The 25666-nt window shown below is 63.0% G+C and carries 27 protein-coding genes and 1 tRNA gene; 21 read left to right on the top strand and 7 right to left on the bottom strand.

Annotated elements, in window-relative coordinates; translation table 11 throughout:
- The first annotated feature begins 1 nt into the window (after position 1).
- From AXZ77_RS17095 to AXZ77_RS17085, 3 genes are read left to right on the top strand one after another with little or no spacing between them, the layout of a single operon-like run.
- Positions 2-904, top strand: coding sequence for an IclR family transcriptional regulator (locus AXZ77_RS17095; protein ID WP_255266538.1), 903 nt, complete (start codon positions 2-4; stop codon positions 902-904).
- Positions 897-1544, top strand: a complete 648-nt coding sequence (locus tag AXZ77_RS17090; protein ID WP_098412067.1) for an HAD-IA family hydrolase — start codon at positions 897-899, stop codon at positions 1542-1544. Before AXZ77_RS17095 ends, AXZ77_RS17090 begins: the two co-directional genes overlap by 8 nt.
- An 11-nt stretch (positions 1545-1555) precedes the next feature.
- Positions 1556-2908: an aminotransferase class III-fold pyridoxal phosphate-dependent enzyme gene (locus tag AXZ77_RS17085; RefSeq protein ID WP_098412066.1), complete on the top strand. Its 1353-nt coding sequence runs from the start codon at positions 1556-1558 to the stop codon at positions 2906-2908.
- A gap of 57 nt (positions 2909-2965) precedes the next feature.
- On the opposite strand, the gene maiA is transcribed toward AXZ77_RS17085, so the two are convergent.
- From maiA to AXZ77_RS17070, 3 genes are all read right to left on the bottom strand, one after another.
- Entirely contained in the window at positions 2966-3583 is a 618-nt protein-coding gene (gene maiA / locus AXZ77_RS17080; protein ID WP_098412065.1) for a maleylacetoacetate isomerase, read from the bottom strand.
- Positions 3580-4038, bottom strand: a complete 459-nt coding sequence (locus tag AXZ77_RS17075) for a MarR family winged helix-turn-helix transcriptional regulator (RefSeq protein WP_098412064.1) — start codon at positions 4036-4038, stop codon at positions 3580-3582. Before AXZ77_RS17075 ends, maiA begins: the two co-directional genes overlap by 4 nt.
- Positions 4039-4163: 125 nt before the next feature.
- Positions 4164-4646 (bottom strand): MarR family winged helix-turn-helix transcriptional regulator, encoded by a 483-nt coding sequence (locus AXZ77_RS17070; protein WP_255266537.1) that lies wholly within the window; start codon positions 4644-4646, stop codon positions 4164-4166.
- Between the two features lie 175 nt (positions 4647-4821).
- On the opposite strand from AXZ77_RS17070, the gene hmgA reads away from it, so the two are divergent.
- From hmgA to AXZ77_RS17030, 8 genes are read left to right on the top strand one after another with little or no spacing between them, the layout of a single operon-like run.
- On the top strand, positions 4822-6183 hold the full coding sequence (hmgA, locus tag AXZ77_RS17065) for a homogentisate 1,2-dioxygenase (RefSeq protein WP_078521180.1): 1362 nt from the start codon (positions 4822-4824) through the stop codon (positions 6181-6183).
- Entirely contained in the window at positions 6180-7418 is a 1239-nt protein-coding gene (gene fahA, locus AXZ77_RS17060) for a fumarylacetoacetase (protein ID WP_098412063.1), read from the top strand. Before hmgA ends, fahA begins: the two co-directional genes overlap by 4 nt.
- Before the next feature lie 11 nt (positions 7419-7429).
- Positions 7430-8380, top strand: a complete 951-nt coding sequence (locus AXZ77_RS17055; RefSeq protein ID WP_098412062.1) for an MBL fold metallo-hydrolase — start codon at positions 7430-7432, stop codon at positions 8378-8380.
- A 24-nt stretch (positions 8381-8404) separates the two neighbouring features.
- Entirely contained in the window at positions 8405-9961 is a 1557-nt protein-coding gene (locus tag AXZ77_RS17050; RefSeq protein ID WP_098412061.1) for an FAD-dependent oxidoreductase, read from the top strand.
- Positions 9958-10203, top strand: coding sequence for a DUF2783 domain-containing protein (locus AXZ77_RS17045; RefSeq protein ID WP_078521172.1), 246 nt, complete (start codon positions 9958-9960; stop codon positions 10201-10203). The genes AXZ77_RS17050 and AXZ77_RS17045 overlap by 4 nt, the downstream gene beginning before the upstream one ends.
- A 40-nt stretch (positions 10204-10243) precedes the next feature.
- Positions 10244-11284: a TRAP transporter substrate-binding protein gene (locus tag AXZ77_RS17040; protein WP_255266536.1), complete on the top strand. Its 1041-nt coding sequence runs from the start codon at positions 10244-10246 to the stop codon at positions 11282-11284.
- Positions 11281-11727 carry a TRAP transporter small permease gene (locus AXZ77_RS17035; protein ID WP_098412060.1) on the top strand — a complete coding sequence of 149 codons (447 nt, stop codon included), beginning with the start codon at positions 11281-11283 and terminating at the stop codon, positions 11725-11727. The genes AXZ77_RS17040 and AXZ77_RS17035 overlap by 4 nt, the downstream gene beginning before the upstream one ends.
- Positions 11724-13037: a TRAP transporter large permease gene (locus tag AXZ77_RS17030; protein ID WP_078521166.1), complete on the top strand. Its 1314-nt coding sequence runs from the start codon at positions 11724-11726 to the stop codon at positions 13035-13037. The genes AXZ77_RS17035 and AXZ77_RS17030 overlap by 4 nt, the downstream gene beginning before the upstream one ends.
- A 16-nt stretch (positions 13038-13053) precedes the next feature.
- On the opposite strand, the gene AXZ77_RS17025 is transcribed toward AXZ77_RS17030, so the two are convergent.
- Both AXZ77_RS17025 and hpaR read right to left on the bottom strand, forming a co-directional pair.
- Positions 13054-13512, bottom strand: coding sequence for a MarR family winged helix-turn-helix transcriptional regulator (locus tag AXZ77_RS17025; protein WP_098412059.1), 459 nt, complete (start codon positions 13510-13512; stop codon positions 13054-13056).
- Positions 13513-13573: 61 nt separating this feature from the next.
- The gene (hpaR, locus tag AXZ77_RS17020; RefSeq protein ID WP_098412058.1) at positions 13574-14056 is read right to left on the bottom strand and encodes a homoprotocatechuate degradation operon regulator HpaR; all 483 of its coding nucleotides are present in this window, start codon (positions 14054-14056) and stop codon (positions 13574-13576) included.
- A gap of 104 nt (positions 14057-14160) precedes the next feature.
- Here hpaR and AXZ77_RS17015 point away from each other — a divergent pair, with 104 nt between their 5' ends.
- From AXZ77_RS17015 to AXZ77_RS16985, 7 genes are all read left to right on the top strand, one after another.
- On the top strand, positions 14161-14559 hold the full coding sequence (locus AXZ77_RS17015; protein WP_098412057.1) for a 5-carboxymethyl-2-hydroxymuconate Delta-isomerase: 399 nt from the start codon (positions 14161-14163) through the stop codon (positions 14557-14559).
- Positions 14559-16067, top strand: a complete 1509-nt coding sequence (gene hpaE / locus AXZ77_RS17010) for a 5-carboxymethyl-2-hydroxymuconate semialdehyde dehydrogenase (RefSeq protein WP_098412056.1) — start codon at positions 14559-14561, stop codon at positions 16065-16067. Before AXZ77_RS17015 ends, hpaE begins: the two co-directional genes overlap by 1 nt.
- A 54-nt stretch (positions 16068-16121) precedes the next feature.
- Positions 16122-17102, top strand: a complete 981-nt coding sequence (gene hpaD, locus AXZ77_RS17005; protein WP_078542327.1) for a 3,4-dihydroxyphenylacetate 2,3-dioxygenase — start codon at positions 16122-16124, stop codon at positions 17100-17102.
- Between the two features lie 38 nt (positions 17103-17140).
- The gene (locus AXZ77_RS17000; RefSeq protein ID WP_098412055.1) at positions 17141-18553 is read left to right on the top strand and encodes a pyridoxal-dependent decarboxylase; all 1413 of its coding nucleotides are present in this window, start codon (positions 17141-17143) and stop codon (positions 18551-18553) included.
- Positions 18550-19431: a fumarylacetoacetate hydrolase family protein gene (locus AXZ77_RS16995; protein ID WP_098412054.1), complete on the top strand. Its 882-nt coding sequence runs from the start codon at positions 18550-18552 to the stop codon at positions 19429-19431. The genes AXZ77_RS17000 and AXZ77_RS16995 overlap by 4 nt, the downstream gene beginning before the upstream one ends.
- Positions 19425-20225, top strand: coding sequence for a 2-oxo-hepta-3-ene-1,7-dioic acid hydratase (locus AXZ77_RS16990; protein WP_098412053.1), 801 nt, complete (start codon positions 19425-19427; stop codon positions 20223-20225). The genes AXZ77_RS16995 and AXZ77_RS16990 overlap by 7 nt, the downstream gene beginning before the upstream one ends.
- 141 nt (positions 20226-20366) lie before the next feature.
- Complete coding sequence (locus AXZ77_RS16985; RefSeq protein ID WP_098412052.1) at positions 20367-21116, top strand: HpcH/HpaI aldolase/citrate lyase family protein; 750 nt, start codon at positions 20367-20369, stop codon at positions 21114-21116.
- Between the two features lie 64 nt (positions 21117-21180).
- Here the strand turns inward: AXZ77_RS16985 and AXZ77_RS16980 are convergent, their stop codons facing one another.
- Positions 21181-21636 carry an Lrp/AsnC family transcriptional regulator gene (locus AXZ77_RS16980; RefSeq protein ID WP_098412051.1) on the bottom strand — a complete coding sequence of 152 codons (456 nt, stop codon included), beginning with the start codon at positions 21634-21636 and terminating at the stop codon, positions 21181-21183.
- A 133-nt stretch (positions 21637-21769) separates the two neighbouring features.
- On the opposite strand from AXZ77_RS16980, the gene hppD reads away from it, so the two are divergent.
- On the top strand, positions 21770-22864 hold the full coding sequence (hppD, locus tag AXZ77_RS16975; RefSeq protein ID WP_098412050.1) for a 4-hydroxyphenylpyruvate dioxygenase: 1095 nt from the start codon (positions 21770-21772) through the stop codon (positions 22862-22864).
- Positions 22865-23197: 333 nt separating this feature from the next.
- Here the strand turns inward: hppD and AXZ77_RS16970 are convergent.
- Positions 23198-23271: transfer RNA gene (locus AXZ77_RS16970), tRNA-Cys, on the bottom strand.
- Positions 23272-23465: 194 nt separating this feature from the next.
- Between AXZ77_RS16970 and AXZ77_RS16965 the strand changes: the two genes are divergently transcribed.
- Together AXZ77_RS16965 and AXZ77_RS16960 are read left to right on the top strand one after the other, a co-directional pair.
- Positions 23466-24116, top strand: coding sequence for a protein-L-isoaspartate O-methyltransferase (locus tag AXZ77_RS16965; protein ID WP_098412049.1), 651 nt, complete (start codon positions 23466-23468; stop codon positions 24114-24116).
- A 133-nt stretch (positions 24117-24249) separates the two neighbouring features.
- Positions 24250-25611, top strand: a complete 1362-nt coding sequence (locus tag AXZ77_RS16960; RefSeq protein ID WP_098412048.1) for a TolC family outer membrane protein — start codon at positions 24250-24252, stop codon at positions 25609-25611.
- Positions 25612-25666: the final 55 nt, after the last annotated feature.

The raw sequence follows: 25666 nt of genomic DNA, 5'->3' as shown, positions 1-25666 counted from the left end.
GTTGAGTGGTTTATTATTTGAACCGTTGGTGTCAAATATTCTTGCATCGGGTTTTCTTTTCTGTCAACGTTTCAGTTGCAACGAACGGAATTTTTACGGGAGGCTGCCAAAGGGCGCGATGGGAACGATCACAAAGGCATTGGAATTGCTGAATTATATCTCCACTCAGCGCCCCGAGATCGGGCTCAGCGAATATGTTCGTCTCACGCAGCGCGATAAGGCTACGGTGCACCGTCATCTCGTCGAATTGGCCGAATGCGGCTTTCTCGAACAGAACCCGGAGACCCGTGGCTATCGGCTGGGCCCCGCGATTCTGCGTCTCTACGGGGTGCGCGAGGCGAATATGCCGCTGCGTTCGGTGTTGCGTCCTTTTATCGAAGGGATGGCGCAGGAAGTCGGCGAGCTGGTCCATGTCTCTCTGTTGCAAGGCCAGCAGCTTTCGCCGGTCGTGCATCATGATCCGCGCCTGCACGGGACGCAGGTCGCTTTCGACGAGTCGCAGCTTCTGCCTCTGCACGCGACAGCCTCTGGCTTGGTGATGCTTTGCTTCGGCGGAGACGATCTGCGGGCGCGGGTTCTGGATGCGCCGCTGGAGAGCTTCACCGCCCAGACCGTCGTCGACCCTGATAGCCTGCGCGAAAAGCTGGCGGAATGCCGTGCCAATGGCAGTGTGTGGGTGGAGAAGGGCTTCGACGACGAGGTTTCCTCCCTTGCTGGTCCGATCTTCGGGCTTGGCGGTGCGGTGATCGGCGCGGTTTCGATCGCGGTTCCTTCGTCGCGCGCGGGGTCCGAGAAGCGCGCAGCTATGGTGGAGGCTCTGCGAAAATGGGTGCCCCGACTGTCCGAGCTCATGGGCGGTTCGCTTCCTGCGGATTATCAACAACGCGAGGTGACGCATGGCTGAGCGCGCGCTCGTGCTCGACTTCGGTGGCGTGATCTCACGCACGCTGTTCGAAACGCATGATCTGACCGAGGCTGCGTTGGGTCTTGCGTCGGGAAGCTTGACCTGGCGCGGTCCGTTCGAGCCTCAGACCGACCCGCTCTGGCGCGCGATGCAGGCGGATGAAATCTCGGAGCGCGACTATTGGCGTCAGCGCACGCAGGAAGTGGCGGCTCTGGTCGGACGCGACTGGAGCGAGATGTCCGATTTCGTGCGCGCGGCGCGCGGGGCGAGCTCTGCCGATGTGATCCGCCCGGAATTCCTAGCAGCGATCGACAAGGCTGAGGCTGCAGGGTGCTGCCTCGCGATCCTGTCCAACGAGCTCGATCTGTTCTACGGCGCGGATTTTCGCGAGAAGCTGCCCTTCCTTCGCCGGTTCGATGCTGTGATCGACGCGACCTATACCAAGATTCTGAAACCCGATCCGCGCGCCTATCATGGTGTGCTTGAGGCGCTCGACCTTCCGGCCGAAGCCTGCGTTTTCGTCGATGACCAGCTGCGCAACATTCGCGGCGCCGAGGCCGTCGGCATGATCCCCGTTCACTTCGATGTGCAATCTCCCGCTCAGGGCTACGCCACCGCGCTGCGCCTGCTGGGCCTATGATGAGGACCGACATGAAAGACGAGAATTTCCTGAAAGAGCGCAACGCCCGTTCGATCTGGCACCCGATGGCTCACCCGGCGGACAGCCAGAAGAATCTGCCCGAGATCATCGTGGCGGGCGACGGTGTGACGATCACCGATGTCGATGGCCACAAGACGGTCGACGGTGTGGGCGGGCTTTGGAACGTCAATCTTGGGTTCTCGTGCCAGCCGGTGAAGGACGCCATTGCCGCACAGCTCGACCGTCTGCCCTATTACTCGATCTTTCGCGGCACCACGAATGACGCGGTGATCGAACTGGGGGAGATGCTGGCCGAGTTCTTCGCCCCCGACGGGCTGGAGCGCGCGTTCTACACCTCGGGCGGTTCGGATTCGGTCGAGATCGCGCTGCGTCTTGCGCGGCAATATCACAAGCTGCGCGGCGAGGCGGGCCGGGTGAAATACCTCTCGCTCAAGAAGGGCTATCACGGCACCCATACGCTGGGCGCAAGCGTCAACGGCAACTCCAATTTCCGCACTCAGTACGAACCGCTGATGCCGGGCTGCTACCACATCCCGGCGCCCTATACCTACCGCAACCCCTTCAACGAATCCGATCCTGAGAAGCTGGCGCAGCTCTGCCTCGCCGCGCTGGAAGACGAGATCAAGTTCCAGGGCGCCGAGACAATCGCCGCAATGATCATGGAGCCGATCCTCGGGGCAGGGGGCGTGATCGTGCCGCATGAGAGTTTCATGCCCGGCGTGCGGGCGATCTGCGACAAATACGGCATTCTGCTGGTCGCCGATGAGGTGATCACCGCCTTCGGTCGCACGGGGGCCTGGTCGGGCTCGCGGCTCTGGGGTGTGCAGCCGGATATGATGACGACCGCCAAGGCGATCACGAACGGGTATTTCCCCTTCGGCGCCGTGATGATTTCGGGCCGCGTGGCCGAAGTGTTCGAATCCGATACCACCGGCAAGGCGGCGATCGGCTCGGGCTACACCTATTCGGGCCATCCGGTCGGCGCGGCAGCGGCCATTGCCTGCCTGAAAGAGACGCAGGCGCTCAACGTCAAGGACAACGCCGCCGCGCGTGGGGCCCAGCTCTATGAAGGGTTGTTCGATCTCAAGAAAAAGCACGACATCGTGGGTGACGTGCGTGGCGGACGTGGTCTCATGTGCGCGCTGGAACTGGTCTCGGATCGCGCGACCAAGGCGCCGATCGACAAGGCCAGCATCGCCAAGGTTCATCGCGGTGCCTACGAGACGGGCGCGATGGTTCGGATCTCGGGCAATAACGTGATCCTGTCCCCCTCGCTGATCGTGACCGAAGGGAACATCGCCACGATCCTCGGCGCGCTCGACGCAGGGCTGTCGGCGGTCTGACGAAAAAGCCCGGCCTGCATCTGCGGGCCGGGTGCATTCAAGCTGTCTGTATGCGCCTCAATGCGGGGTCTTGTCGGGATGCGCTGCGGCGAAGGCGGGCAGGCTTTCGAGATGCGCGCCGATCCGGGTCAGTTTCGGCATCCCTGTCAGGTCGACCTTCCAGCGCTGCGCATTGTAGAGCTGCGGCACGAGGCACAGATCGGCCAGAGTGACCGACGATCCGTGGCAGTAATCGCCTGCATCCACCATCGCTTCCAGCGCCTGTAGGCCGGGCCCGATAAACGCCTGCATCCAGCCCTCCATCGTGATCGCTCCCTCAGAGGCGGCGACTGCGTGTTTGGCGACGCGAAGGTTGCAGATCGGGTGAATATCGATGGCGACGGCATGGGCGAGAGCGCGGATATTGGCTCGTTCAGCGGCATCGCCGGGCAGCAGGTTCAGATCACGCGTCTCATCGAGATATTCGAGGATCGCCAGGGATTGGGTGAAGCACTTTCCGTCGAGTTCAATCGCAGGAACCAGCCCTTGCGGATTGCGCGTAAGATGCGCGGGCTCGGTCTGCTCGCCCTTGGTCAAGTCGACGGAAACGCTCGTCCAGTCCATTCCGGCCAGACCGAGGGCGATCCGCACCCGGTAACTCGCCGAGGACCGCCAGTAATCATAGAGCACCGTCATTGTGCCGCCTTCTTTGTAAGCAGTTTATCCATGCCGCGTCGCAGCCCCGCCAGATCGCGGCTCAGAAGTGCCTCCAGATCCGATTGATAGGCGATGGCACGCGGAAGCAGTTTAGCCATCAACTCGCGTCCGGCCGGGGTCAGGCTGAGCGCGATCAGGCGTCCGTCGGAAGGGTCGGGGCGTTTCGTCACAAGCCCCGCCTGTTCCAGCGCCGCCGCGGCCCGGCTGACCTTGGGCCGCTCCAGCGAGACGCGCCGTTCGATATCGCGCACCGACACCGGCCCGGCATGGCTGAGGTGAACCATCACTCGCCATTGCGGCATGCTCAGCCCGGCTTCGCGATAGCCCTGAGCCAACTCGTCGCTCAGCTTCGTCGCGATCTCCGCCATCAGATAGGGCAGGAAATCATCGAGCTGGAACTCGGGCAGCGGCGTATCGGTCTCGTGTCGGGTCATCGTCGCGTGGGCATCTGTGTTTTGTTGCGCTTGCAACAAAGAAGCACAAAACACGTTTCATTTGCAACGATAAAGCGGCGGCGACGTGCAGTCGACTGCGCCAAACGACCGGGAAGCCATGTCGTTTACCGTGGTGGGAGTGCGAGAAGCCGGTCCAGACCGGTCTCCAGTTTTGTGGCCGCGTCGCCGAGTTCCGCCACCAATTCCGCTTGGAAGGCGTTCGCCAGCACCAGAAGCTCCGCCATCATTGCGCGGCCATTCGCGGTAAGTCGCAGCTTGACCAGTCGTTTCGCGGTAAGTCGCAGCTTGACCAGTCGTTTGTCGCCTTCGTGGCGGGTCTTCGCGATCAGCCCGCTGGCCTCCAGCCGGGACGCCGCGCGCGAGACCTTGGATTTTTCCATCGCCACCCGCGCTTCGATGTCCCGCACCGATACGTCATCGCTCTGTGCGAGATGGACGAGGACACGCCATTCGGGAATCGAGATGCCGAACCGGTCTCGATATTGCCGGGCGAGCCGCTCCGAAAGTTTCTCGGCGGCTACGGCCAGCCGGTAGGGGGTAAAGCTGTAGAGATCAAATTCGGGCATCTCAGCTGCATCTTCAGACATCCTCAACCCCCTGCTTTCGCGCATGTTTTTATATCCGCACCATCATAATACAGCGGTGAATTCATTGCGAGTGCAATAAATATCCTTGACTTCGTTGCGAATGAAACGAAAAATCAGGCCAGGTTCGAAACTGCAGCTTTCCGCGCTGCCCGTGACCAAGGAATTGGAGGATCTCATGACCGATCAGGCGCTTCCGAAGGGCATGATCCGCGCGACCGGCACCACCGGCACGCATGAAGGTTATATGCCCGGTTTTGGCAATGACTTCGAAACCGAGGCGCTGCCCGGCGCTCTGCCTCAGGGGCAGAACAGCCCGCAGAAGGTCGAATATGGCCTCTATGCCGAGCAGCTTTCGGGCACCGCATTCACTGCACCGCGCGGCCAGAACGAGCGCACGTGGTGCTACCGTATCCGACCCTCGGTGAAGCACACCGGTCGGTTCGAGAAGATCGACGTGCCGTATTGGAAATCGGCGCCCAATATCGACCCCGACGTGATCAGCCTTGGTCAGTATCGCTGGGATCCGGTACCGCATACCGACGAAGAGCTGACCTGGATCACCGGGATGCGCACGGTCACCACGGCCGGAGACGTGAACACTCAGGTCGGTATGGCGAGCCATATCTACCTCGTCACCAAATCGATGGAAGACGAGTATTTCTTTTCGGCCGACAGCGAATTGCTGGTGGTTCCGCAGGAGGGGCGTCTGCGCTTTTGCACCGAGCTCGGGATCATCGATCTCGAGCCCAAGGAAATCGCGATCCTGCCGCGCGGCCTCGTGTATCGCGTCGAGCTTCTCGACGGGCCTGCACGCGGCTTTGTCTGCGAAAACTACGGTCAGAAGTTCGACCTGCCGGGCCGAGGTCCGATCGGCGCAAACTGCCTTGCCAACCCGCGCGACTTCAAATGCCCGGTCGCGGCCTTCGAAGACCGTGATGCGAAAAGCCGGGTCGTCATCAAGTGGTGCGGGCAGTTCCACGAGACGTTCATCGGCCACAGCCCGCTCGACGTGGTGGCATGGCACGGCAACTACTGCGCCTATAAATACGACCTGCGCACCTACAGCCCAGTCGGCGCGATCCTGTTCGATCACCCCGATCCCTCGATCTTCACCGTGCTCACCGCGCCCTCGGGGCAGGAAGGTACCGCGAATATCGATTTCGTGCTGTTCCGCGAGCGTTGGATGGTTGCGGAGCACACCTTCCGTCCGCCGTGGTATCACAAGAACATCATGTCCGAGCTGATGGGCAACATCTACGGCATCTACGACGCCAAGCCGCAGGGCTTCGTGCCGGGCGGGATGAGCCTGCACAACATGATGCTGCCGCACGGGCCGGATCGCAACGCCTTCGAACATGCATCGAACGAGCCGATGGAGCCGGTCTATCAGGCCGACACGATGCAATTCATGTTCGAGACGCGCTTCCCGCAGATGCTGACCGAATTTGCGGCGAAGGAAGCGCCCCTTCAGGACGATTACATCGACTGTTGGGACAGCATCGAGAAGAAATTCGACGGAAAACCGGGGATCAAATGACCGACAAGACCAGCTGGGTTTCGTCCGCACAGGGCGACACCGACTTTCCGATCCAGAACCTGCCCTACGGCGTCTTCGACGACGGCAAGGGCGCGCGGATGGGTGTCGCGATCGGGGATATGATACTTGATGTGGCCAAGGTGGATCACGGGCTTTCGGCGGAGCTCTTTGCCGAGCCCGCATGGAACCGTGTCATGGAAGCCGGCCCGGAGATCTGGACCAAGCTGCGCGCGCGCCTGACCGAGCTTCTCTCCGACGAGGCGCATAAGTCGGCGGTCGAGCCGCATCTGGTGCCGCAGTCCGGCGCGAAGATGCTGATGCCGTTCCGCGTGGCCGAGTACACGGATTTCTACGCAGGCAAAAACCACGCGACCAATGTCGGCACGATCTTCCGGGGGGCGGAAAACGCGCTGCCCGCGAACTGGCTGTCGATCCCGATCGGCTATAACGGCCGCGCCTCGTCGGTCGTCGTCTCGGGCACGCCGGTCACCCGCCCCAACGGGCAGGTGAAAGGTCCGAACGAGGATCTGCCGCGTTTCGCCCCCTCGGCGCGCTTCGACATCGAACTGGAATTCGGCGCGATCGTCGGCCAGCCCTCCGAAGGCATGATCTCGGTCGGTCAAGCCGATGACATGATCTTCGGCTATGTGCTGCTCAACGACTGGTCGGCGCGCGACATCCAGGCTTGGGAATACGTGCCGCTCGGTCCGTTCCAGGCCAAGGCGACCGCGACCACGATCAGCCCGTGGATCGTGACTCGCGCAGCGCTGGAGCCGTTCCGGGTCTCGACGCCCGAGCGCGAGCGACCGCTTCTGCCGTATCTGCGCGAGCCGGGGCCGATGAATTACGACATCGACCTGGAGGTCGCTTTGCGCCCCGAGGGCGGCGAGGAAGCGGTGATTTCGCGCACCAATACCGCGATGCTCTACTACTCTGCCGCGCAGCAGCTGGCCCATCACACCACGTCGGGCTGCGCCATGCGCGTAGGCGATCTGCTGGGCTCGGGCACGATCTCGGGCACCGAGAAAGACAGCCGGGGCTCGCTGCTCGAACTCAGCTGGTCGGGCAAGGAGCCGCTGGAACTTCCCGATGGCTCGACCCGCAGCTTCATCGAGGATGGTGACACGCTGACCCTGCGCGGTGCTGCGCAGGGTGAAGGATACCGCATCGGGTTCGGTGATTGCGCGGGGCAGGTACTGCCCGCCCGCGCCTTGCCGGACTGGGCTAAGGAATAAGGAGGCATCTCATGGCCAAGGCATTCGCGTCGCAAGGCGACATGGAAGACAAGAAAATCAGCTTCACCCAGGTGGGCGAGGGGCTGTATGCCTTCACCGCGGAAGGTGACCCCAACACCGGTGTGATCATCGGCGACGACAGCGTGATGATCGTTGAGGCGCAGGCCACTCCGCGCCTTGCGCGCAAGGTGATCGAATGCGTCCGCTCGGTGACCGACAAACCGATCAGCCACCTCGTGCTCACCCACTACCATGCCGTGCGCGTTCTCGGCGCATCGGCCTACGGTGCCCGCGAAGTCATCATGTCCGATACCTCGCGCGCTCAGGTCGCCGAACGCGGTCAGGAAGACTGGGACAGTGAATTCGGTCGTTTCCCGCGCCTGTTCCAAGGCCATGAGGAAATCCCGGGTCTGACGTGGCCGACCACGACCTTCTCCGACCAGATGACGGTTTATCTGGGCAACCGCCGCGTCGATATCATGCATCTCGGCCGCGCCCATACCGCAGGCGACGCGGTGATCTGGGTTCCGGATCAGGAGGTCATGTTCACCGGTGACATCGTCGAGTATCACTCGGCCTGCTATTGCGGCGACGGGCACTATCAGGACTGGCCGGAGACGCTTGCCAATATCGCGGCTTTCGAGCCCAAGGCGATTGCGCCCGGTCGGGGCGATGCGCTGGTCGGTGAGAAGATGGTCACCGAGGCGCTGGAAAACACCGCCGACTTCATCCGCTCGAGCTACAAGCCGGTGGAACGTGTGGTGGCCCGCGGCGGCACCCTGAAAGAGGCATGGGACGCGGTGCGCGAAGCCTGCGATCCGAAATTCGCCGATTACGCGATCTACGAACATTGCCTGCCGTTCAACGTGGCGCGCGCCTATGACGAGGCCCGCGGCATCGACACCCCGCGTGTCTGGACGGCTGAGCGCGATCAGGAAATGTGGAACGCTTTGCAAGGCTGAGGAGAGCCGGGAGGGAGGAGAGCCATGCCGTATGATTACAAACCGTTCGACTATGTAGCGCCTCCCGGCCTTTCGGGGCCGGAGGCACGCCACAAGGTCATCATCGTGGGCGCTGGGCCGATTGGTCTTGCGGCTGCGATCGAGCTTGCGAACCACGGCGTGGGCTCCGTCATCCTCGATGACAACAATGTCGTTTCGGTCGGCAGCCGCGCGATCTGCTGGTCGAAACGCTCGCTCGAAATTCTCGACCGTCTCGGTGTGGGCGATGCCTGCGTGCAGAAAGGCGTGACCTGGAAGGTCGGGCGCACCCGGCACGGCGCGCGCGAGGTCTTCAACTTCGACCTGCTGCCTGAAGACGGCCACAAGATGCCCGCTTTCGTGAACCTGCAGCAATACTATGTCGAGGAGTATCTGGTCGAGGCGGCGTTGGCCAATCCGCTGATCGACCTCCGTTTCAAGAACAAGGTCACCGGGCTGAGCCAGACCGACGATTGTGCGGTTGTGCAGATCGAAACGCCCGATGGTGAGTACGTGCTTGAAGCAGACTATCTGCTGGCCTGCGACGGGGCGCGTTCACCCATTCGCCAGATGATGGGGCTCGATTTCGAAGGTGAGCTGTTCGAGGAGCGTTTCCTCATTGCCGATATCGAAATGCAGGCCGATTTCCCGTCCGAGCGGTGGTTCTGGTTCGAGCCGGAATTCCACGCCGGGCAGTCGGCGCTTCTGCACAAGCAGCCCGACAATATCTACCGCATCGACCTTCAGCTCGGTTGGGAAGCGGACCCGGAGGAAGAGCGCAAACCCGAGCGGATCATCCCGCGTATCGAGAAGGCAGTGGGTCATTCGAACTTCAAGCTCGACTGGACGTCGATCTACACGTTCCAGTGCCGCAGGCTCGAAAAGTTCGTGCATGATCGTGTAATCTTCGTGGGCGATAGCGCCCATGTCGTTTCCCCGTTCGGCGCACGTGGCGGCAATGGCGGCCTGCAGGATGTCGACGCGCTCGGTTGGCGCCTTGCCGCGATTATCAATGATGGAGCGAGCCCGGAACTTCTTGAGCGCTACGATGCGGAACGGACCTATGGCTCGGATGAGAACCTGACCAATTCCAGCCGGACGACACGGTTCATGTCGCCTCGTGCCGGCGCTGAGCGCTGGTTCCGCGACGCGGTTCTGGCGCTTTCGGAACATGCGCCTTTTGCGCGGCCGATGGTCAATTCCGGGCGGCTCAGCCTTCCGTGTTGCTATCCGCTCGAAGCTGCGCCGAACGTCGCGGCGATGCCGGATGTGAGCCGCCCCGGGAAAGTCGCGCCGGACGCACCGCTCGGGAATGAATGGCTCCTGCAAAAGCTTGCGGGCCAGTTCACCCTGCTCGCGATTGGCTGCAAGGCGCCTGAGGTCGATGGGCTGATTACGCTCGCGCTCGAGGCCACGCCGGAGCTGAGCGCGCGCTATCTCGGGCAGGCCACGACAGGGCTTTACCTGATCCGCCCCGACCAGATCATCGCGGCGCGCTGGGAAACTGCAGAGCCCGCCCAGATCATCGACCATCTCACCGCGATCAAGGAGGGACGGGCATGAGCTTGCAGACCGAACTCAATATCAAGGATCACGACGCGCTCTACGAGAAATTGATCGCGACGCATAAAGGGCTGACGGAAGCGGAGAGTGCAGCACTCAACGCGCGGCTCGTTCTGATCTTGATGAATCACGTCGGCGATCCGGAGGTTCTGGAAGAAGCTTTTGCGCTCGCACGGCAAAGCGGACGCAAGGCGAAGTTGACAAGTGACACGACTGCGAATGAAGTTAACACGTTAAGTTAATCGGGCTCGGCCCGAGGCTTCGTCATCAGGGGAGGAAAAAATGACGACCAAACTGACCAGACGTTCGATGCTCGGCACCGCGGCACTTGCCGGGGCCAGCCTTGCGCTCCCGGCGATTCCGGCGCGGGCAGAGGGTGTGGACCTCGTACTGTCCAGCTGGCTGCCGCCGCGCCACCCGATCGTGGTGGACGCGATCAAGCCCTGGGCGAAGGATATCGAGGCTGCGACCGAAGGCCGTGTGCGCGTCCGCGTCCTCGCCAAGCCGCTGGGCTCGCCGCCTGCGCATTTCGACATGGCGCGCGACGGTGTGGCCGACATCACCTACGGTCTGCACAGCTTCACGCAGGACGACCGCTTCAAGAACTCGCGCGTGGGTCAGTTCAGCTTCCTCGGCAATGACGCCGTGTCGATGTCGGAAGCCTTCTGGACGGTCTACACCGAGAAGCTCGGTGCCAAGGAGGAGCATGCCGGCACCCACCTGCTGGGCCTGTTCAACCACGGACCCGGGATGATCCACAACAACAAGCGCCCGATCAACAAGATCGAAGACCTGCAGGGTCTGAAGATGCGTGTGCCGGGCGGCTACATCGCCGATCTGATGAGCCATTTCGGGGTCGAGACGATCTTCACCCCCTCGGGCGAAGTCTATGAGAAACTCTCGCGCGGTGTCGTCGATGGGGTCACTTTCCCCTATGACGCGATCGCCTCGTTCAACCTCGCGGATTACCTGAAATACACCACGACGATCCCGGGCGGCATCTACAACACCACGTGGTTCCTCGTGATGAATTCCGGCAAGTGGGATGCGATCTCCCCGGCCGATCAGGAGGCGATCAACAAGCTCTCGGGTCTCGCCTTCGCGACCCGCGTCGGCAAGGCGTGGAATGGTGCGGATGAGCGCGGCAAGAAGGCCGCGGCCGATGGCGGTATGGTCGCCGAGACCGCGCCGCAGGGCGTGCTCGATGCGATCAAGGAGCAGGCCGCCGTCCTCGAAGGGCAGTGGGCCGATAGCCTGGGCGGTGACTATGACGGGCGCGCGGCGCTGGAAGAGTTCCGCAAGCAGACCGGCGTGTCCGCATGATTGCACGCGCCCGCTTCGTTCTCGAGGCGATCGCGGCCGGGTTGGTGACGGGGTTGATCCTCGTCACCTGCGTCGACGTGGTCGGCCGCTACCTGTTCAATAATCCGCTGACCGGCGCCTATGAGATCACGCAGGTCTTGTTGGGCGCGCTGGTCTTTGTGGCGATGCCGCTGACCACGGGCAAAGGCGGCCATGTCGAGGTGGACCTGCTGATGCCGCTTCTGCCTACGGCGGTCCGCCGGGCGCTGGGGCGGACTGGCGGCGTGGTGGCAGCCCTCGTCATGGGCTATTTCGCATGGCGCCTCGTGATCCTGGCCGAGGATCAGTTCCACACCCAGCTCGCAACCTCGGGCCTTGGAATCAAGCTGTGGTATTTCGGCGTGATCGGCATCGTCAGCTTTGCCGCCTCCGCCGTGGTCGCCCTGCTCCGGAGACCGGAATGACAATTTCTCTGATCGCCTTTGCCATTCTTCTGGCCCTCGTCTTTCTGCGCGTGCCGATCGCCTTCGCGATGGCGCTTGTCGGCGGCGCAGGGTTCGCGTGGATGCGCGGGGCAGATGCCGCAGGCTCGATGGTCGGCAGCGCCGTCTTCGAGACCGGGATGAACTACTCGCTCTCCGTCGTGCCGCTCTTCATCTTCATGGGCAACGTGCTTGCCGGGTCCGGCATCGCCAGCGGACTATTCACCGGTGCCGACCGGGTGTTCGGGCGGATGCGCGGCGGTCTCGCGATGGCCACGATCCTCAGCTGCGGCGGTTTCTCGGCGGTTTGCGGCTCGTCTCTGGCGACGGCGGCCACGATGTCGAAGGTCGCGATGCCCTCGATGCGCCGCTTCGGCTACCACGACTCGATCGCCACGGGCGCAATTGCCGCGGGCGGCACGCTGGGCATTCTGATCCCGCCCTCGGTCATCATGATCATCTTCGGCCTGCTGACCGAAAGCGACATCGGCAAGCTGTTCATCGCGGGGATCATTCCCGGTGTTCTGGGCATCGGCCTGTATCTCGTTTCCGTCATGGTCGCAGTGCGGCTGAACCCGAAACTCGCCCCCGAGGTGCGGGAGCCACTGCCGATGAAGCGCACCGATTTCATCGGCGTTCTCGCGACCTTGGCGCTGTTCGTCTTCATCATGGTCGGGATTTATGGCGGCTTCTTCACGCCGATCGAGGCTGCGGGCATGGGGGCTGCGGCTGCTGTGGTGATCGCGGCAGCTGTAGGCGGGCTGAAGATGCGCGCGCTCTGGGAGGCGCTGAAGGATGCCGCGATCGCCTCTGCGATGATCTTCGCGATCATAATCGGGGCCGAGATCTTCGGGAATTTCGTCACGTTTGCCGGCCTGCCCGACGCGCTGGCCGATATCGTCTACAATCTGGGACTTGGCGGCTTCGAGGTGATCATCATCATCGTGCTGATCTATATGCTCCTTGGCATGGTGCTCGAGAGCCTGTCGATGATCCTGCTGACGGTGCCGATCTTCTATCCGCTGATTTACCAACTCGATTTCGGCTCGGGCGTTCTCGCCAATCCCGATAACGCTTTGATCTGGTTTGCAGTGATCGTGGTGGTGGCGACGGAGATCTCCTTGATCACCCCGCCAGTTGGCATGAACGTCTTCGTGCTGCGCTCGGTTTTGCCCGATGTGCCGCTGATGACGATGTTCCGCGGTATCTTGTGGTTTTGGGTCGCGGATATCGTGCGCATCGTGCTAATCATCGCCTTCCCGGCGATCTCGCTCTGGCTGGTCGGGCCCTGACGGGCCCGGCTGCTGGTCAGGTCTCGGCGCTCTCGTTCCGGGTCTCGATATCGAGAGCGAGCGAGTCGATCAGGCTGTTGACCCCGTGTTCGAGGGCGACCTGCGCTTCGGGGGGCATCGCCGACAGCATCGCCTTCGCGCGCGCGTTCACCTTTGGTCGCGCTTCGGCATAGAGGGCGCGGCCCTCCGGCGTGCATTCGTACTCCCGCAGTCGTCTGTCGCTGTCGGGCACGAACCGTTCGATCAGCCCCCGCGCTTCAAGCCGGGTCGCCGCACGGCTCACCTGCACCTTGTCGAGCGTGGTGCGCCGCGCGATGTCGAGCGAGCTGATCCGACCGACCCCGTCAAGGATCGACATGAGCCGCCATTCCTCGCGCGTCAGGCCATATTCGCGCGAGTAGACATCCTGCAGACGACGGGAGAAGGCTTCTGCCGCAACGGCCAGACGGTAGGGAAAGAACTCTTCGAGCTTCATGCAGTCTCCGATTTACACACCCAACCCTACGACCGTTTCGTTCGCAATGAAATGACTTATCTCACGCGCGATCGTCATGCTCCAGGGCAGCGACGAAGGCCTCGAGCTCGTCGAGAAGCCGGGTGATCCGCTCTGCGCCGATTTCGGCCTCGAGCTTGGCATAGATTTCGGCGCTTTGGGGCGAGACGTCGCGGAGGAAGGCGGTGCCAGCCTCGCTCAGCCCGACGCTGGCGCGCCTGCGGTCTTCGCCGTCGCGGCGGATTTCGATCAGTCCACGAGTCTCGAGCGCGCGCAACATGCGCGTCAGCGAAGGGGCTAGAACGCAGGCACGTTCGGCAAGCATCGAAGCATCGAGCGGCCCGCTTTCGCGCAGCACTCGCAACACGCGCCATTGCTGCTCGGTCACGTCATGCGCGTTGAGCATCGGGCGGAAACGCTCCATCACCAATTCCCGCGCCCGCAGCAGGGCGATCGGCAAGGAGCGACGCGGGGCGTTCAACTCGAACCCGTCCGGCCGCTGTCGGGGGGCGCTGTCTTGGGGCATCGAAACCTCGTTCCTGTCAGGTGGCGGGCAAAATCGGAGGGTTTGGAGCAGTTGACAAGTCTGGATAAGCTTAACATGTTAATGAAAAGCGCGGGAGGAGAATCGTGCCGCATCTCAAGATCGAATATTCCGCAGGGCTGGCGGAGCGCGTCGATATCTCGGCGGTCTGCCATGCACTGCATGCCGCGATGGTCGAATGTGGTCTGTTCCCGGTGGCCGGAATTCGGGTGCGCGCCTATTGCGCCGATCATGCGATCGTGGCCGACGGGCTGCCGGAAAACGATTTCGCCGCACTGACGCTTTCAGTGGGGGCGGGGCGCGACACGGCGATCTTGCGCGCGGGGGGGGATGCGATTTTTGCCGCCGCCCAGACCGCGTTTGCCGGTCCGCTGGCCACCGAACATTTCGCGCTCTCGCTCGAAATCCGGGTGATCGACCCGGAGCTGAGCTGGAAGCAGACACCGATTCACGCCCGCCTGTCGGGCCGAGCCAAGGGTAAGTGATGACCGATCTGACGGAAAACCTGCGCCGTGCCGAAGGCTATATCGCGCATTTCGCGCAAACCGGCGTGCGCAATCACATCGGAGGTGAAAGTGTCGAGGCCGCATCCGGTGCCACGTTCGAGACGCTTTCGCCCGTCGATCTGAAGCCGCTGGCAAAGGTCGCGAAAGGCGGAGCCGAGGATATCGACCGCGCGGTCGCCGCCGCGAAAGACGCGTTCAAGACCTGGAGCAAGATGCCCGGAGCGGACCGCCGCAAAATCCTGATCAAAGTCGCCGAGGCGATCGAGGCGAATGCCGAGCGCATCGCCTTCACCGAATGTCTCGATACTGGGCAGGCGCTGCGCTTCATGTCGAAAGCGGCACTGCGTGGCGCGGCCAATTTCCGGTTCTTTGCGGACAAGGCCCCGGCGGCCGAGGATGGTCAGGCTCTGCGCAACGCGACGCAGATGAACGTGACCTCGCGCCGCCCGATCGGCCCCGTGGGCGTCATCACCCCGTGGAACACGCCCTTCATGCTGTCCACCTGGAAGATCGCCCCGGCGCTGGCGGCTGGCTGCACGGTGGTGCATAAACCGGCCGAATTCTCGCCGATGACCGCAAAGCTGCTGGTCGAGATCGCTGAAGAGGCGGGGCTGCCGAAAGGGGTTCTGAATCTCGTGAACGGCTATGGTGAGGATGCGGGCAAGCGGCTGACCGAACATCCCGACATCAAGGCGATTGCCTTTGTGGGCGAAAGCCGCACCGGTTCGATGATCATGGCGCAGGGGGCGGCGACGCTGAAGCGCGTGCATTTCGAGCTCGGCGGGAAGAACCCGGTGATCGTGTTCGACGATGCCGATATCGACCGTGCCGTCGATGCCGCGAGCTTTATGATCTACTCGCTCAACGGCGAACGCTGCACCTCGTCTTCGCGGCTTCTCGTGCAGGAGAGCATTTACGACGAGGTCTGCAAGCGCGTCGCCAAGGTGGCGGCGAATATCAAGGTCGGCCATCCGCTCGATCCGGAAACGGTGGTGGGGCCGCTGATCCATCCCGAGCACGAGGCCAAGGTGCTGTCTTATTTCGAGACCGCCCGCAAGGAAGGCGCGACGATCGCGACCGGCGGCGAGAAAGTCGGCGATCAGGGCTGTTACGTCGCGCCCACGCTGTTCACGCAGGCCCGCAACGATATGACCATCGCGCAGGAAGAAATCTTCGGCCCGGTGCTGACCGCGATCCCCTTCGCCGACGAAGACGAAGCGCTCGCCTTGGCCAATGACGTCGATTACGGGCTGGCCGCCTATCTGTGGACCGCCGATCTGGACCGCGCGATGCGGATGACCGACGCGCTCGAGGCGGGCATGATCTGGGTGAATTCGGAAAACGTGCGCCATCTGCCCAGCCCCTTCGGCGGCGTGAAGGCCAGTGGTATCGGCCGCGATGGCGGTGACTGGTCCTTCGATTTCTACATGGAGACGGTCAACGTTTCCTTCCCGCGTCAGGCGCATCGCGTGCCGCGCCTCGGCTAACGACAGCGGGCGGTCGGAGGAGGCCGCCCCGATCTTTCCTCAAGGGAGCGAGACATGCCCATTCCGGCCCCGAACCTGTATCCGCCGTTCAATATCATCCGCCTCAGCCATGTCGTCTTCGGCGTGACCGATCTGGCCGCCAGCCGCGCCTTCTATGTCGATACGCTGGGGCTTCAGGTGACCGACGAGGACGACCGTCATATCTTTCTTCGTGCGATGGAAGAGCGCGGGCATCACTCGGTCGTTCTGGTCAAGACGCCCGAGGCCAATGTGCGCTCGCTCGCCTTCAAGCTCTTCGACGAGGGCGAGCTGGACAAGGCGCATGACTGGTTCAAGTCCGAGGGGCATTCGGTCGAATGGGTCGAGCGCCCCTATCAGGGCCGCACCCTGCGCACCCATGACTGTTTCGGAATGCCGATCGAGTTCTATTTCCAGATGGACCGTCTGGAACCGATCCACCAGAAATACGCGCTCTATCACGGCGTGAAGCCGCTCCGGATCGACCATTTCAATTGCTTTGCCAGCGATGTCGATAAGGCGGTCGAATTCTACAATCGCATCGGCTTCCGCGTCACCGAATATACCGAAGATGAAGAGAGCGGACGGCTTTGGGCGGCATGGACCCATCGCAAGGGCGGGGTGCATGACATCGCCTTCACGAACGGGCTTGGTCCGCGGTTGCATCACACCGCGTTCTGGGTGCCGACGCCGCTCAACATCATCGATCTGCTCGATCTGATGTCGACCACCGGCTATGTCGCCAATATCGAGCGCGGGCCGGGCCGTCACGGCATTTCGAACGCTTTCTTCCTGTATATCCTCGATCCCGATGGTCACCGGATCGAGATCTACTGCTCGGATTATCAGACCGTGGATCCCGATCTCGAGGCGATCCGCTGGGACCTGAAGGACCCGCAGCGCCAGACGCTGTGGGGGGCGCCCGCGCCGCGCTCGTGGTTCGAGCATGGCTCGCTGTTCCAAGATGTCGAGCCGGTCGCCAGCGACATGAAGGCCACTCCGATCATCGCGCCGTGAGCGGGTCCCCGCACGCAAGCCCTTGCAGGAGAAACAGGATGGATGTTCAGGACTTCGAGACATGGTCGCGGCGCGCGGCGTCATGGGGTGTGAAATATCGCGAAACACTCGATGCCCGCCCGGTGCGCGCGCGCACGACGCCCGGCGAGATCTACCGCGCGATCCCGCCCAAGCCGCCCGAAACCGGCTGCGAAATGGAGCGGATCTTTGACGAGTTCGAGAGCCTGATCGAGCCGGGCATGACCCATTGGCAGCATCCGCGCTTCTTCGCTTACTTTCCCAGCAATGCAGCCCCCGTGTCGGTGGTGGCGGAATATCTGGTCACCGCTATGGCCGCGCAATGCATGCTCTGGCAGACCTCTCCGGCGGCGACCGAGCTGGAAACCCGGATGATGGAATGGCTGCGCGACGCGCTGGGGCTGTCCGAAGCGTTCTCGGGCGTCATTCAGGACAGCGCCTCGTCTGCGACGCTGGCGGCGGTCTTGATGATGCGTGAGCGTGCGCTGGACTGGCAGGGCAATCGCGCGGGGCTCAGCCAAGCGCCGCGCTTGCGGATCTACTGCTCGGATCAGGTGCATTCCTCGATTGACCGGGCGATCTGGATCGCGGGGATCGGGCAGGACAACCTTGTGAAACTGCCCGCCGATCCGCGCAGCGGCGCGCTCCCGCCCGAAGCGCTGGAGGCGGCGATCCGCGCGGATCTGGCGGCCGGGTATCAGCCCGCTGGGGTAATCGGCTGCGTGGGGGCGACCAGCACCGGGGCATGCGACGATATCGGAGCACTGGTGGCGGTCGCGCATGCCCATGATCTGTTGATCCATGTCGATGCAGCGTGGGCCGGTTCTGCAATGATCTGTCCGGAGTTCCGCACGCTTTGGGCCGGAATCGAGGGTGCGGATTCCGTCGTCTTCAATCCGCATAAATGGCTGGGCGCGTCCTTCGACTGTTCGGCCCATTTCATTCGCGACCCCGAGATGCTGGTGCGCACGCTGGCGATCCAGCCCGAGTATCTCAAGACCCATGGTCGCGACGGGATCGTCAACTATTCCGAATGGTCCGTACCGCTGGGACGCCGTTTCCGCGCGCTCAAGCTGTGGTTCCTGCTGCGCTTTCATGGGCTTGAGGGGCTGCGCGCGATGATCCGCGATCACGTTCGCTGGGCGGGGATGTTGCATGACCGGCTGGCTGGGACCCCGGGCATTGAGATCGTGACCGCCCCGGTGCTGTCGCTGTTCTCGTTTCGCCGGGCGGGCGCATCGGATGACGACACGATCTCGCATGTGAGCGCGATCAACGATGACGGGCGCATCTATCTCACCCAAACGCGGGTCGGCAACCGGCTTGCGATCCGCTTTCAGGCCGGGTCCTTTGCGATGAGCGAATCCGATATCGACATCGCCTATAGCGCCATTCTCGACGGGCTGGGACTTTCACAGGAGGGACTGTCATGACTCTGGCACTGCCGCGCATCGCGGCGTTTCGCATCGGTGGCACGGATCGCTACGGCGTGGTGCAGGATGGCGGCATCGTGGATCTCACTCCAGAGTTCGGCGCGCGGTTCGCGACCCTTCAGCAGGTCATAGAGGCCGGCGCGCTGGAAGAGGTGATCGCGGCGGCGGAGGGCCGCGCGTCTGATTATCGCATCGACGAGGTCGAGTTCCTGATCCCGATGGCGGCTCCGGAAAAGCTGATCTGTATCGGGGTGAACTTTCCCGACCGAAACGCCGAATACAAAGACGGGCAGGCCGCGCCGCCTTATCCGTCGATGTTCATCCGCTTCCCGCGCAGCTTCACCGGGCATGGCCAGCCGCTGATCCGTCCGCCGGAAAGCCCGCAGCTCGACTACGAGGGCGAGGTGGTGATCGTGATCGGAAAGGCGGGGCGCCGGATCGCGAAGGAAGACGCCTACGATCACATCGCCGCGCTGACCCTGTGCAACGAGGGCACGATCCGCGACTGGGTGCGCCATGCGAAATTCAACGTAACGCAGGGCAAGAACTGGGACCGCTCCGGCGCGATGGGCCCGTGGTTGGTGCCGTTCCGCGACGCGACCCAGCTGGACGATATCGAGCTGACCACGCGCGTGAATGGCGAGGTTCGCCAAAACGATCGCACAGGTCGGATGATCTTCGATTTCCGCTATATCGTGAATTACGTATCCACTTTCACGACGCTGGTGCCGGGCGACGTGATCGTGTGCGGCACGCCGACCGGGGCAGGGGCGCGGTTCGATCCTCCGATCTGGCTGCAACCGGGCGACGTGATCGAAGTCGAGGCTGAAGGCATCGGCCTGCTGCGCAACACCGTTGCGGATGAGCCGACATGCTGAGCTCCGATCAGATCGCGCAGGCCGCCGATGACCTGCTGGCCGCCGAAGAAGCGAGTAAACAGATCGGGCTGTTGAGCCTGCGCCATCGCGGCATGACGCTGGACGACGCCTATGCAATCCAGTCGGCGCAGATGGCGCGCAAGCTGGCGGCGGGACGTTCGATCCTTGGCTGGAAGATCGGGCTGACCTCGAAGGTGATGCAGGCCGCGCTCAAGATCGACACGCCGGATTCTGGCGTGCTCTATGACGATATGCTGTTTGCCAGCGGGGCGACGGTGCCTGCCGGGCGTTTCATCCAGCCGCGAGTCGAAGCCGAGATCGCCTTCGTCATGAAAGCGCCGCTCGACGCTACGGCGGATCGCGCGGCGGTGCTGGCCGCGACCGATTACGTGACCCCGTCGCTGGAGATCCTCGACACCCGCATTCTGCGCGCCGATCCCGCGACCGGGCAGGCGCGTGTGATCGTCGATACCGTGTCGGACAATGCGGCGAATGCGGGGATCGTGCTGGGCGAGGCGCGTCACGATCCATCTCGGGTTGATCTGCGCTGGACCGGAGCGATCCTGCGCAAGGATGGCGAGGTCGAGACGACCGGGCTAGGCGCGGCGGTGTTGGACGATCCAGCGCAGGGGCTTGTCTGGCTGGCGCGGCGAATGGGCCAGTACGGCCAGCGGATCGAGGCGGGGCAGGTGATCCTGTCGGGGTCGTTCATCGCACCGATCGAGTGCCCCCCGGGGACCCGGATCGAGGCCGATTTCGGCGCTTTCGGGGACGTGTCCATCGCCTTCGATTGAGGCGGCAGGTCATGCCAGTCCGGCGGATTGCTGTTCGCGAGGTGCGATCGGCGTCCGTTTCGAATAAGCTCAAGCACCTTTTACGGACGGCCCCGCGCGTCCGTTCCGCGGGTGCCGAGGTCAATAAGGAAGAAAATCACGATGGTCGATCTGCCAAGAAATTCGTTCAAAGCGGCGCTGAAAGCCTTCGAGGTCCAGCGTGGCTGTTGGTGCACGATGAGCGACCCGCTTGCCACCGAGCTGATCGCTGGCTGCGGTTACGACTGGATGATGTTCGACACCGAGCATTCGGCGCTCGATGCGCGCAGTGTCTTGCCGCTGTTGCAGGCGGTGGCCCCTTATCCTGTTTCGCCGATCGTGCGGCCCGGATCCCTCGACGCGGCGGAGATCAAGAAAATACTCGACCTCGGCGCGCAGACGATCCTCGTGCCGATGGTGCACGATGCAGAGATGGCACGCGCGGCGGTGGCGGCGGTCGAATATCCGCCGCAGGGCATGCGTGGGGTTTCCGGCATGAACCGCGCCACGCGCTTCGCCAAGATTCCCGGTTACCACAAGATCGCCCGGGAAGAGATTTGTCTCGTCGTACAGATCGAGAGTGTCGAGGGGCTCTCCAATCTCGAGGAGATCGCCGCCGTGCCCGGGGTGGACGGGATTTTCGTCGGGCCTGCGGATTTGGCGGCCTCACTTGGGCATCCGGGCGAGCCTTCGCACCCCGAGACCACTGCGGCGGTGCTCGACGCGATCGCGCGCATCCGCGCCGCGGGCCTGCCGCCGGGTATTCTCACCACCGACGATGAGGTCTATCAGCGTGCGCTCGAGGCCGGTGCCGTCTTCGTCTCACGTGACATCGACCTGATCGCCCTGCGCAAGGGGCTCACTCTCGGCTGACGGCGCGTGCAGGCGGGCCCGGGGTCACGTGTGATGACATGACGTTCCAGAGTGCGCTCCGCAATCAGATCGGCAATGGCGCATCCTGCTTGAACTGATGCATGACGATCTGGCTCTGCACCCGTGCGACGGCAGGGTGGGCCAGCAGCACGTCGTGGATCAGCCGGTGCAGCGCGGCCAGATCCGCGCAATAGACCCGCAGCAGATAATCGGCCTCCCCGGTAAGGGTCCAGGCCGAGGTTATCTCGGGCTGCAAGGAGACGAGGCGCGAGAATTGTTGCGCGGACTCCGCCCCGTGGCGCAGCATCTGCACCTGCACGAAGGCCTGAACCGCAAGCCCAAGCCGCGCCGCGTCGAGCCGCGCGCCATAGCCGCGGATCAGCCCCTCGGCCTCGAGCCGCTGCCGCCTGCGTCCCACCTGACTTGGTGACAGGTTCAGTCGCTCGCTCAAATCCTGCGAGGTCAGCTGTGCATTCTGCTGCAATTCCGCGAGCAGGCGTTTGTCGATATCGTCGATCATGCGGGAAGTTTGCGCCCATTTGTAAGAAGGTGCAATATTCCCGCAAATCTTAGGGATTATATGCGCGACTTCGCGCGGAACGAGCATCCGTCCCGGGCTATCCTCTTCGCAGCGCAAACAGGAGGAGAGACTCATGGGACCGTTCCCGCACGATGCCCCGCAATCGACCATCACCGAGGAGAACCCCGCCGGCACGGACGGGTTCGAATTCGTCGAATTCGCCCATCCCGATCCGCAAGAGCTGCGCGATCTTTTCGCGAAGATGGGCTATGAGCATGTCGCCAGCCATAAATCCAAGCCGGTCGAGCTTTGGCAGCAGGGCGACATCACCTACGTTCTCAACGCCGACCCCGACAGTTTCGCGGCCCGTTTCGTGGAGGAGCACGGGCCCTGCGCACCCTCGATGGCATGGCGCGTTGTCGATGCGCAGCACGCCTTCGATCACGCGGTGAAGAACGGTGCGGAGCCATATGAAGGGGCCGACAAGACAGTCGACTGGCCCGCGATCAAGGGGATCGGCGGCAGCCTGATCTATTTCACCGACCAATATTACGACACCTCACCCTATAACGCGGAATTCGACTGGCTGAAGACGTCGAAGCCGAAAGGCGTGGGCTTCTATTACCTCGACCACCTGACCCACAATGTCTTCAAGGGCAACATGGACAAGTGGTTCAACTTCTATGGCGATCTGTTCAATTTCCGCGAGATCCGGTTCTTCGATATCGAGGGGAAATATACCGGTCTCTATTCCCGGGCGCTGACCTCGCCCTGCGGGCGGATTCGCATCCCGATCAACGAGGATCGCGGCGAGACCGGGCAGATCGTCTCTTATCTCAAGAAATACAAGGGCGAGGGCATCCAGCACATCGCCGTGGGCGCGCGCGACATCTACGAGGCGGCCGGCGCGATCGCCGATCGCGGCATCCGCTTCATGCCGGCCCCGCCCGAGACCTATTACGAGCTGAGCCATGACCGCGTGACCGGGCACGAGGAGCCGGTCGAGCGAATGAAGAAGCACGGTATCCTGATCGACGGCGAAGGTGTCCTTGGCGGCGGCGAGACGAAGATCCTGCTGCAGATCTTCTCGAAGACGGTGATCGGGCCGATCTTCTTCGAATTCATCCAGCGCAAGGGCGATGACGGGTTCGGCGAAGGTAACTTCAAGGCGCTCTTCGAGTCGATCGAGCGTGAGCAGATCGAAAACGGCGAACTCGTCGCGGAATGATCTTTTGCGCGAAGGCTTCGGGGCAGGCAGGTGCTTGGCCCGAATAGGCTATCGCCTCTCTTGAGAGCGCTGAGGGGGCGTTTGCAGTGCCTGGTCCCAGTGGCGCTCCGAGCGCCGGATCGCGTGGCAATACACCGCACCGGGAAAGTTCATGCAGAACGGGCTCGCGCGCCCCTTGGAAGTCGATCGCGGCGTTTTCCGCCTCACTCCAAACCCCGCCTAACATGGCGTCAGGCCACGATTGGTCATCTGAAATGTCAGCAGAAAAGCCGACTGTCGGGTTGGTCCTGTAAACCAACCTGTAAACCAGAGCCCCGATTTTCGGCTAAGTAGTGGAGGCGAGTACCGGAATCGAACCGGTGTACACGGATTTGCAATCCGCTGCGTCACCACTCCGCCAACTCGCCGCCGTGGTGTTGGCGTGAGATACGGTATCGGAAGCGCCCGCGCAAGAGGTGAGTTGCACCCACGATGCATTGTGCGCAGGCGACGTCGGCTCTGAGCGCAAGGGCAGGTCCGAAGGCCCTCTCGCACAACTTGCTCAGACCCTGCTTCTGTGGCAAAACCGGCCACAAGGGTTTGCTACCGAAGAGTTCTCGACATGCAAGATTTCGCTACGCGCCGCACCATGATGGTCGACACGCAGGTCCGTCCCAGCGATGTGACCAAATTCCCGATCATCGCGGCGATGCTGCATGTGCCGCGCGAGCAATTCGTGCCCGCGGCCAAGCGCGAAGCCGCCTATATCGGGGAAAACCTCGAACTGGCGCCGGGCCGCGTCCTGCTCGAGCCGCGCAATTTCGCGAAGATGCTCGATGCGCTCGACATCCAGCCCGACGATCTGGTCCTCGATGTGGGCGCGGGGCTCGGCTATTCCTCCGCCGTGATCGCGCGGATGGCCGAGGCGGTCGTCGCGCTCGAAGAGGAAGAGATGGCCTCGCAGGCAGAGTCTGCGCTGGCAGAGGCTGGGTCCGACAATGTCGCCGTCGTCACCGGCGCGCTGACCGATGGCGCGGCCCAGCACGGCCCCTATGACGCGATCCTGATCGAAGGGGCGGTCGAAACCGTTCCCGCCGCGCTGATCGAGCAGCTCAAGGAAGGCGGCCGGATCACCGCGATTTTCATGGAAGGCGCTCTCGGGGTCGCTCGGATCGGTTACAAGATCGACGGTGCGATGAGCTGGCGCGATCTTTTCAATGGCACCGCACCTGTCCTCCAGGGGTTCGTGAAGCCGCGTGAATTCGTGCTCTGAGGAGCACATCGAATAGGCTAGCTGTTTTGCAGGATATGCAATCGGGCGCTGAGCCGGTAGAATTTGAAGCAATCGCGCCCGGCGGCAGAGGGACACCTGCATCTGCGGCGGTACTGGAAACGAGGGATATTCGATGCTGCGCAAGACACTGACTTTGACCGCTTTGGTCGCGGCAACCGCTTTTGGGCCGGTCGCGGCAGGGGCAGAGACGCTCGCTGACGCTCTGGTTTCGGCATATCGCAATTCGAACCTGCTGGAGCAGAACCGGGCCGCGCTGCGGGCCGCCGATGAAGACGTTGCGCAAGCCGTCGCGAATCTGCGCCCGGTCCTGCAATGGACCGCGAGCTACGACTACCTCAATTCCGACGCGACGGGGGCGATCTCGCAGAGCGCCTCGACCTCGCTCGGCGCGTCGATGACGCTGTTCGATTTCGGTCGCAACAAGCTCAATGTCTCGATGAAGAAAGAGACCGTTCTGGCCACCCGCGAGGGTCTGCGTTCGGTCGAGCAAAACGTGCTGCTGTCGGCGATCCAGGCCTATTCGGACGTGAAATCGGCCTCCGAGCAGGTCGCCATCAACCAGAATTCGGCGCGCGTCCTGAACGAAGAACTCAAGGCCTCGAACGACCGGTTCGAAGTGGGCGAAGTCACCAAGACCGACGTGTCGCTCGCACAGGCGCAGCTCGCATCCGCCCGCGCCTCGCTCGCTGCGGCACAGGGCAACCTGCGCTCCGCACGCGAAGCCTACAAGGCGGCGACCGGCCATTATCCGAGCAACCTCGCGGCCTTCCCGAAGCGTCCGTCTCTGCCGGGCTCGCTCGATGCGGCGCGCGACATCGCGCTGCGCACCCATCCGAGCATCAAGCAGCTGCAGCACACGGTCGCGGTCTATGACCTCGGCGTGGATTACGCCCGCGCCAATCGCCTGCCGAGAATCACCGGTTCGCTTGGCCTGAGACAGGAAGAGCAGGGCGTGCAGACGCAATCCGCCGGGATCGAGCTGAACCAGACGCTCTATTCGGGTGGCGCGCTGATGTCAGCGCAGCGTCAGGCCGTGGCGAACGATCAATCGGCCCGCGCGCAGCTGAGCCAGGCCGGCGTGACGGTCTCGCAGAACGTGGCCAACGCATGGGCGGCGATCGATATCGCGAAGGCGCAGATTTCGGCTTACGACCAGCAGGTCAGCGCAGCGCGCACCGCCTATCAGGGCGTCAAGGAAGAGGCGCTTCTGGGCGCGCGCACCACGCTCGACGTGCTCTCGGCCGAACAGGACCTGCTGGATGCGCAGGCGGGCCGGATCGACGCGGCGGCCACTCTGCAGGTAGCTTATTATCAACTTTTGTCCGCTATGGGTCTGTTGACGGTAGAAAACCTGAAGCTTGGAATTCCGACCTATGATCCCGCGGCCTATTACAACTCGGTCCGCTCCGCGCCCCTCACGCTCAGCCCGCAGGGCAAGCGTCTTGATCGCGTGCTCAAGGCCATCGGCCAGTAACGACCGAACGGTGTTTCGGCGGGCTTTTGGGCCCGCCTGCCGCGCCGATGTGGCG

The organism is Thioclava sp. ES.031, assembly GCF_002563775.1.
Classification (GTDB): domain Bacteria; phylum Pseudomonadota; class Alphaproteobacteria; order Rhodobacterales; family Rhodobacteraceae; genus Thioclava.
This window is presented reverse-complemented; position numbering and strand designations above follow the sequence as displayed.